Origin of the sequence: Methylobacterium sp. WL18, assembly GCF_008040015.1 — a bacterium.
Taxonomy (GTDB): Bacteria; Pseudomonadota; Alphaproteobacteria; order Rhizobiales; family Beijerinckiaceae; genus Methylobacterium; species Methylobacterium mesophilicum.
Map to the genome: position 1 here is coordinate 1 of NZ_VRVD01000745.1, position 2,082 is coordinate 2,082.

General features: G+C 71.0%; 1 protein-coding gene. It reads left to right on the forward strand.

Going from position 1 to position 2,082, the window contains the following annotated elements:
- Positions 1-2,082, forward strand: a 2,082-nt coding sequence (locus tag FV228_RS27765; protein ID WP_147857446.1) for an error-prone DNA polymerase, incomplete at both ends; no start/stop codon positions are given.

Genomic DNA, 2,082 nt, shown 5'->3' on the forward strand with positions numbered 1-2,082 from the left:
AGCCACGCGCGGCGGGGCGACGAGCGCCGCCGCCTCGGCCTCCTCGCCGAGCTGGGGGAGACCTACGGGGCGCCCATGGTCGCGGTCTCGGATGCGCTCTACCACCATCCCGACCGGCGCCCGCTCCAGGACGTGGTGGCCTGCATCCGCGAGCGCTGCCGGATCGGGGAGGCCGGCTATCGGCTGGAGGCCAACGCCGAGCGCCACCTGAAGCCGGCCTCCGAGATCGCCCGGCTGTTCGCCGACCATCCGGAGGCGCTGGCCCGCACGGTCGAGATCGCGCAGGCCTGCACCTTCTGCCTGTCGCAGCTGCACTACGAGTATCCCGACGAGCCGGTGCCCCCCGGGCGCACGGCCCAGGAATACCTGGAAGAGAAGACCTGGGAGCGGGCGCGCTGGCGCTATGCCGGCGCCGTCCCGGCCTCGGTCGGGGCCACGCTCGGCGAGGAGCTGCGGCTCATCGCCAAGCTGGACTACGCCCGCTACTTCCTGACCCTGTTCGACGTGGTCGAGTTCGCCCGGAGCCGGGGGATCCTGTGCCAGGGGCGCGGCTCGGCGGCCAATTCCGCCGTGTGCTTCTGCCTCGGCATCACCGCGGTGGACCCGTCCAAGCACCGGCTGCTGTTCGCCCGGTTCATCTCCGAGAACCGGGGCGAGCCCCCCGACATCGACGTCGATTTCGAGCACGCGCGCCGGGAGGAGGTGATCCAGCACCTCTACCACCGCTACGGGCGGGAGCGTGCCGCCCTCTGCGCCACGGTGATCCACTATCGCCCGCGCATGGCGATCCGGGAGGTCGGCAAGGTCTTGGGGCTCACCGAGGACGTGACCGCGGCGATCGCCGACACGGTCTGGGGCTCCTGGGGCAAGGACGTGCCGGACAAGCACGTGCGAGAGGCCGGCCTCGACCCCGACAACCCGGTGCTCCGGCAGGCGCTCGACCTCGCGCACCAGCTGATCGGCTTCCCCCGCCACCTGTCGCAGCATGTCGGCGGCTTCATCCTGACCCGCGGGCGCCTGGACGAGACCGTGCCGGTGGGCAACGGCGCCATGGCGGACCGCACCTTCATCGAGTGGGACAAGGACGACATCGACGCGATCGGCCTGATGAAGGTCGACGTGCTGGCGCTCGGCATGCTGACCTGCCTCAAGCGCGGTCTCGATTTTCTGGAGAAGGACCACGGCGTCTTCTACGAGACCCTGGCCGACCTGCCCCGGGAGGATCCCGACACCTACGCGATGCTGGCGAAGGCCGATTCCGTCGGCGTGTTCCAGGTCGAGAGCCGGGCGCAGATGTCGATGCTGCCCCGCCTCAAGCCGAAGGAATTCTACGACCTCGTCGTCCAGGTGGCGATCGTGCGCCCGGGTCCGATCCAGGGCGACATGGTCCATCCCTACCTGCGGCGGCGGTCGGGGCAGGAGCCGGTGGTCTATCCGTCTCCCGACCCCGCCCACGGCGATGCGGACGAGCTGAAGGAGGTCCTGAAAAAAACCTACGGCGTGCCGCTGTTCCAGGAGCACGCGATGCAGATCGCCATCACGGCGGCGGGCTTCACCCCGGCCGAGGCCGACGGGCTGCGCCGGGCGATGGCGACGTTCCGGCATGTCGGCACGATCGGCGGCTTCGAGCAGAAGTTCGTCGGCGGCATGACCGGCCGCGGCTACCCGGCGGATTTCGCAGAGCGCTGCTTCGCGCAGATCAAGGGGTTCTCCACCTACGGCTTCCCGGAGAGCCACGCCGCGAGCTTCGCGCTCCTGGTCTACGCCTCGGCCTGGATGAAGTGCCGGCACCCGGACGTGTTCCTGGCCGCGATCCTCAACGCCCAGCCGATGGGCTTCTACCAGCCCGCCCAGCTGGTGCGGGACGCCCGCGCCCACGGGGTCGAGGTGCGGGGCGTCTGCGTCAACGCCAGCGCCTGGGACTGCACCCTGGAGCCGGCCGGGGATCCGAAGCTGCACGCGGTGCGCCTCGGCCTGCGGCAGGTGAACGGCCTGCCCGAGGCCGCGATGCACCGGCTCGTCCGGCTGCGCGCCAACGGCTATGCCAGCATCGAGGGCCTGCAGGCGGCCCTGGCCCTGCCC